This is a genomic window from Inquilinus limosus MP06, assembly GCF_000767795.1.
GTDB classification, from domain to species: domain Bacteria; phylum Pseudomonadota; class Alphaproteobacteria; order DSM-16000; family Inquilinaceae; genus Inquilinus; species Inquilinus limosus_E.
In genome coordinates this window covers 1-5,443 of sequence record NZ_JANX01000445.1, presented here as the reverse complement: position 1 = coordinate 5,443, position 5,443 = coordinate 1, and the positions used below count along the sequence as shown (strand labels likewise).

At 71.0% G+C, this 5,443-nt stretch carries 5 protein-coding genes; 2 read left to right on the top strand and 3 right to left on the bottom strand.

All coding sequences use genetic code 11. From position 1 onward, the window contains the following. A partial coding sequence (locus P409_RS25440; RefSeq protein WP_034845029.1) for a protein-disulfide reductase DsbD domain-containing protein occupies nt 1-1,511 on the bottom strand: 1,511 nt, incomplete at its 3' end. 117 nt (nt 1,512-1,628) lie between these two features. On the opposite strand from P409_RS25440, the gene P409_RS25435 reads away from it, so the two are divergent. Beyond that, entirely contained in the window at nt 1,629-2,225 is a 597-nt protein-coding gene (locus P409_RS25435; RefSeq protein WP_052121376.1) for a YqgE/AlgH family protein, read from the top strand. A gap of 216 nt (nt 2,226-2,441) precedes the next feature. On the opposite strand, the gene P409_RS25430 is transcribed toward P409_RS25435, so the two are convergent. Both P409_RS25430 and leuC read right to left on the bottom strand, forming a co-directional pair. Then, nucleotides 2,442-3,152 (bottom strand): SAM-dependent methyltransferase, encoded by a 711-nt coding sequence (locus tag P409_RS25430; RefSeq protein ID WP_034845028.1) that lies wholly within the window; start codon nt 3,150-3,152, stop codon nt 2,442-2,444. A gap of 125 nt (nt 3,153-3,277) precedes the next feature. Continuing rightward, the gene (gene leuC / locus P409_RS25425; protein ID WP_034845026.1) at nt 3,278-4,684 is read right to left on the bottom strand and encodes a 3-isopropylmalate dehydratase large subunit; all 1,407 of its coding nucleotides are present in this window, start codon (nt 4,682-4,684) and stop codon (nt 3,278-3,280) included. A gap of 203 nt (nt 4,685-4,887) precedes the next feature. Between leuC and P409_RS25420 the strand changes: the two genes are divergently transcribed. Beyond that, entirely contained in the window at nt 4,888-5,340 is a 453-nt protein-coding gene (locus tag P409_RS25420) for a DUF2147 domain-containing protein (protein ID WP_034845025.1), read from the top strand. Nucleotides 5,341-5,443: the final 103 nt, after the last annotated feature.

Here is a 5,443-nt window from a genome sequence, read left to right as displayed (position 1 = left end):
ACCCAGGCCATCCAGCGGCCGGGGCGCGGCAGCAGCCGGGCCAGGCCCGGCACCGCGGCGATCAGCAGATAGGGCAGGGCCATGCCGAGACCCAGCGCGGCGAAGATCGCCCCGATCTCCAGCGGCCCGCGCGACAGGGCGAAGCCCAGCGCGGTGCCGACGAAGGGGGCGGAGCAGGGAGTGGCCAGGAGGGTGGCGAAGGCGCCGGTCAGGAACGGCGCCGTCAGCCCGTCCTGCTCCGGCCGGCCGGCGCCGCTGGCGCGGGCCGCGGCGTCCATGGCGCGGCCGGGCAGCACCACCTCGAACAGCCCCAGCATGTTGGCGCCGAACAGGGTGACGATCACCGCCATCGCCGCCAGGAACACCGGCTCCTGGAACTGGATGCCCCAGCCGACCGAGGCGCCGGCCGCCTTCAGCGCCACCGCGCCGCCCGCCAGCACCAGGAAGGAGGCGACGATGCCGGCGGCGGTGGCCAGCAGGCCCAGCCGCTGTCGCCGCGGCGTCCCGGCCTCGACGCCGCCGAGCTTCACGATCGACAGCAGCTTCAGGGACAGCACCGGCAGCACGCAGGGCATCAGGTTCAGGATCAGCCCGCCCAGCAGGGCGACGCCGAGGATGCCCAGCCAGCCGGCTGTGCCGGATGTTGCCGTGATTGCCGCGCCGACCGTCGCCTTGGCCTCGACGCTGCGCGGCCCGTCGACCAGGGTCAGGGCGACCGGGGTGCCGCTCAGGGATTTGGGCGGATCGTCGGCCGACTGGATCCGGTCGATCTCGGCCACCAGCCGACGGCCGCCCTCAGCGGTGGTGATGCGCGGTGCGGCGAAGGCGTCGCCCGGCGCGCCCTCGACGAAGATGTCCGGCGCGGCGAAGGGCTCGCGCGCCGTCGCCTCGATTCGCAGGCCGCCATTCGGGCCCTGGGTGGTCGCCATGACCGGGCCGATGGCCAGGCCGGCGGCGGCGCCGTCGCCGGGCACCGTGTTGGCGTAGCGGTCGATCAGGTTGGCCGCGTCCGGGTCGGGCGTCGCCGCGCCGGCCGGCAGGTCCAGCGCGAAGTTGAAATTGGCCGGGATGCAGATGTCGCTGCAGACCAGCACGGTCGCGGCCAGGGCCAGATGCTGCGGCTGCCCCGCCTGCGCCACCGGCAGGGTCAGCGGGAACACCACCTCGGTCTCGTAGCCATAGGTCTCGAGGCCGAACAGCTGGAACCGGTGTGGCGCCGGATAGGCCAGGGTGGCGGTGCCGAGATTCTCGGATCCCTTCCAGTCCAGCGCCGGCGGCAGCCCGGCATCGCCGGGAGACCGCCAATAGGTCTTCCAATGCGGGTCCAGCCGGATGTGCAGCCCGGCCGGAATCTCGTTCAGGGTGCCGGTGCCGTCGACCGCCGTGACCAGCCGCGCCGACGCGCCCTTGGCCTGCTGCCATGGCGTCTCGGCCGCCCCGGCCGGGCCGGTGCCGGACAGCGCGGCGAGGCCGAGCACGGCCGCGGTCAGGAATGCGAGCCTACGGGTCATCGAATCTCCGGCACCATGAAACTGCCTTTCTTTGGCCTATATAGTCGTTCGGAACCAGCCCGGCGCGGGTTAGCCTTAGTGTCGCGGCCGGAAGCGGAAAACGGAGCAGTGGTCGGTATGAGTCGGGCGAAATCCTCCAAGGGCGTCAAGGTGCCGGCGGATGGCAGCTACCTCGCGGGGCAGCTGCTGATCGCCATGCCGACCCTGATCGCGCCCCCCTTCGCCCGCACCGTGATCTATCTGTGCGCCCATAACGATCAGGGCGCCATGGGGCTGGTGGTGAACAAGCCGCTGTCGACCATCGATTTCCCGACGCTGCTCGACCAGCTCGGCATCCCGCATGGCGACCTGCTGGGCAGCACCCGGGTGCAGTTCGGCGGGCCGGTGGAATCGGGCCGCGGCTTCGTGCTGCATTCGACCGACTACCGGGCCGAGAAGACGGTGGTGGTCGGCGACGTCGCCGTGACCTCGACGCTGGAGGTGCTGCAGGCCATCGCCGGCGGCACCGGCCCCAGCCGGCACCTGCTGGCGCTGGGCTATGCCGGCTGGAGCGCCGGCCAGCTCGACGCCGAGATCCAGGCCAATGGCTGGCTCAACGTGCCCTGCGATTCCGACATTCTGTTCGGCGAGGACTTGTCGGTGAAGTGGGAGCGCGCCATCGCCAAGCTCGGCATCGACCCGATGATGCTGTCGGGCGAGGCAGGGCACGCCTGAGGCCATCCGCAAACACGCTGACCTCATTTCAGGACTGACCACCCCCTCCTGTCATTGCCGGGCTTGACCCGGCAATCCAGGAGCCACCGAGAGCGGCTCTGAAAGCCCCTGGATCCTCGGGTCAGGCCCGAGGATGACAAATTGGGGGAATCGGCTTGGTCAGGCCGACCCTTTCACCTCGCCCGGGAGCGCCGGCGGCACCGGCCCGTCAGGATCTCACACCCGCCTTGCCAGCCAGGCGCCCCAGAACAGGCTGGAGAAGAAGCTTGTCGGCGGGCCGAAGCCGGCCTCGGCGAGCAGCCCGGCGATGGCCTCCTCGGAGGCCGGCGGGTCGGCGCCCTGCAGGATGCGGCCAAGCTTGGCCTGCACCTCCTCCGGCCCGACGCCGTGCATGCGCCAGCGCTGGCCCCAGGCTTCGAGCAGCAACGGCCGGCTGGCATAGGCGAAGCGGTTGCCGGCCAGGATCAGCGGCGCGCCCGGCTTCAGCCGGTCGGCCAGCGACCGCAGGATGGCGCGCTTGGCGTCGTCGCCGGGCAGGTGGTGCAGCACGCCGATCAGCGTCGCCGCGTCGAAGCGGCGGCCGGCCGGCAGGTCGTCGACGGTGCCGAGCACGACCTCGGTCCGCCCGTCCAGTCCGGCCTCGCGCAGCCGTGCAGCGGCCAGGTCCAGCATCGGCTGCGACGGGTCGATCGCGGCGAAGCGCCAGCCCGGCTCCAGCGCCCCGGCGGTGACGATCTCGCGTGCCCCGCCGCCGGCCCCGGCGACCAGGATCTCCGCGCTGCCGCCGGAGCCCAGCACGGCCGCCAGCATGCAGGCCGACAGCTCGTGGCAGGCATCGTAGCCGGCCAGCGCGATGCGGCTCTGCACCTCGTACTCGCCGGCGCGGGTGGGATCGAACTTGCGCGCGGAGTCGGCCGCTGCGGACATGGCGGGGGCTCCTTGAGGGCCGGGCACACCCCTCCTGTCATTGCCGGGCTTGACCCGGCAATCCAGTGGGCGTCGAGACCGTCTGGATGCCCGGGTCAAGCCCGGGGCATGACAGGGAGGGAGGCTTAGTTCAGCTCGCGCACATCGGTCAGGTGGCCGGCGATCGCCGCCGCCGCGGCCATGGCCGGGCTGACCAGGTGGGTGCGGCCGCCGCGGCCCTGGCGGCCCTCGAAGTTGCGGTTCGAGGTCGAGGCGCAGCGCTCGCCCGGCGACAGCTTGTCGGCGTTCATGGCGAGGCACATCGAGCAGCCGGGCTCGCGCCAGTCGAAGCCGGCCGCCTTGAACACCTGGTCCAGCCCCTCGGCCTCCGCCTGCTCCTTCACCAGGCCGGAGCCCGGGACGATCATGGCGTAGACCTTGTCGGCCACGCGCCGGCCGCGGGCGACGGCGGCGGCGGCGCGCAGATCCTCGATCCGGCCGTTGGTGCAGGAGCCGATGAAGACCTTGTCGACCGGCACCTCGCTCAGCCGCTGGCCGGGCTTCAGGCCCATATAGTCCAGGCTGCGGCGCCAGGCGCTGGCCTTGTTGGCGTCCGGCGCGGCCTCCGGGTCAGGCACCACGCCGGTGATCGGCGCCACGTCCTCGGGGCTGGTGCCCCAGGTGACCATCGGCACGATGTCCTTGGCCTTCAGCACGACCTCGCGGTCGTAGCGGGCGCCTTCGTCCGAGGGCAGGGTGCGCCAGTATTCGACCGCCTGGTCCCAGGCCTCGCCCTTCGGTGCCAGCGGCCGCCCCTTCACATAGGCGAAGGTGGTCTCGTCCGGCGCGATCAACCCGGCACGGGCACCGGCCTCGATCGACATGTTGCAGACCGTCATCCGGCCTTCCATCGACAGGGCGCGGACGGCGTCGCCGGCATATTCGATGACATGGCCGGTGCCGCCGGCGGTGCCGATGGTGCCGATGATCGCCAGGATCATGTCCTTGGCGGTCACGCCCAGCGGCAGGTCGCCCTCGACCGTGATGCGCATGTTCTTGGCCGGCTTCTGCAGCAGCGTCTGGGTGGCCAGCACATGCTCCACCTCGCTGGTGCCGATGCCGAAGGCCAGCGCCCCGAAGGCGCCATGGGTCGAGGTGTGGCTGTCGCCGCAGACGATGGTGGTGCCCGGCAGGGTGAAGCCCTGCTCCGGCCCGATGATGTGGACCACGCCCTGGCGGATGTCGTTCATGGTGAAGATCGGCACGCCGAAATCGGCGGCGTTCTTCTCCAGCGTCTCGACCTGGATCCGGCTCTCCTCGTCGGCGATGCCGCCGGCGCGGCCCGAGGTCGGCACGTTGTGGTCCGGCACGGCCAGGGTGGCCTGCGGCTGGCGCACCTTGCGGCCGGCCATGCGCAGCCCCTCGAAGGCCTGCGGGCTGGTCACCTCATGCACGAGGTGGCGGTCGATATAGAGGATGCACGTGCCGTCATCCTGGCGGTGGACGACATGGCTGTCCCAGATCTTGTCGAACAGTGTCCGCGGCGCGCTCATCTCTCACATCTCCGTCCGTCCGGCGGCCTCGCCGGTGGCCCTTTCGGCCGACGCTGGACCATAGCCGAGGGCAAACCGAGGCAAAAGCTGGAATAATTTCAAAGTTGTCACCCTCCGCGCGGTGCAAATCGGGACGATGGACAGGAATCCGGCCCGGCCGCATCCTCGGGGGAGAAGCAACAACAGAAGATATGGGAGCGCCCATGACCATCCGCAGCGCCGTTCTCGCCCTCGGCCTGGTCGTCGCCCTCGCGGCCCCGGCCGCCTCCGGCGCCGATGGCGGGATCAAGGGGTTCTGGCGCACCGGGGACGGCCGCTCGGTGATCCAGATCACCGACTGCAACACCGGCATCTGCGGCCTGATCGCCGGCCTGCCGCCGGACGCCCCGACCACCGACATCCACAATCCGGACGAGGGCAAGCGCGGCCAGGCGCTGTGCAAGCTGATCATGCTGCACAGCTTCACCCAGGTCTCCGACACGGAGTGGGAGGACGGCACGATCTACGACCCGAAGAGCGGCAAGACCTACGACGCCAAGATGCACCTGACCGGGCCGGACACGCTGGATCTGCGCGGCTATGTCGGCATCAGCCTGCTGGGCCGCACCGACAGCTGGACGCGGGTGCAGCCGGGCGGATTCAAGGCCTGTGGGTGATCTGAATCGACGCTTTTTTGCGTTGCCTCTCCCGCCGGACGCGGGAGAGGCCGGGCGTCCGCAGGGCGACCGGGTGAGGGCTGGTCCAGGCTTCGACAAACTC

What these genes read in the sequence shown, in the direction of transcription:
- leuC (WP_034845026.1), bottom strand. Translation starts at nt 4,684, where the DNA reads ATGAGCGCGCCGCGGACACTGTTCGACAAGATCTGGGACAGCCATGTC.
- P409_RS25420 (WP_034845025.1), top strand. Translation starts at nt 4,888, where the DNA reads ATGACCATCCGCAGCGCCGTTCTCGCCCTCGGCCTGGTCGTCGCCCTC.
- P409_RS25435 (WP_052121376.1), top strand. Translation starts at nt 1,629, where the DNA reads ATGAGTCGGGCGAAATCCTCCAAGGGCGTCAAGGTGCCGGCGGATGGC.
- P409_RS25430 (WP_034845028.1), bottom strand. Translation starts at nt 3,152, where the DNA reads ATGTCCGCAGCGGCCGACTCCGCGCGCAAGTTCGATCCCACCCGCGCC.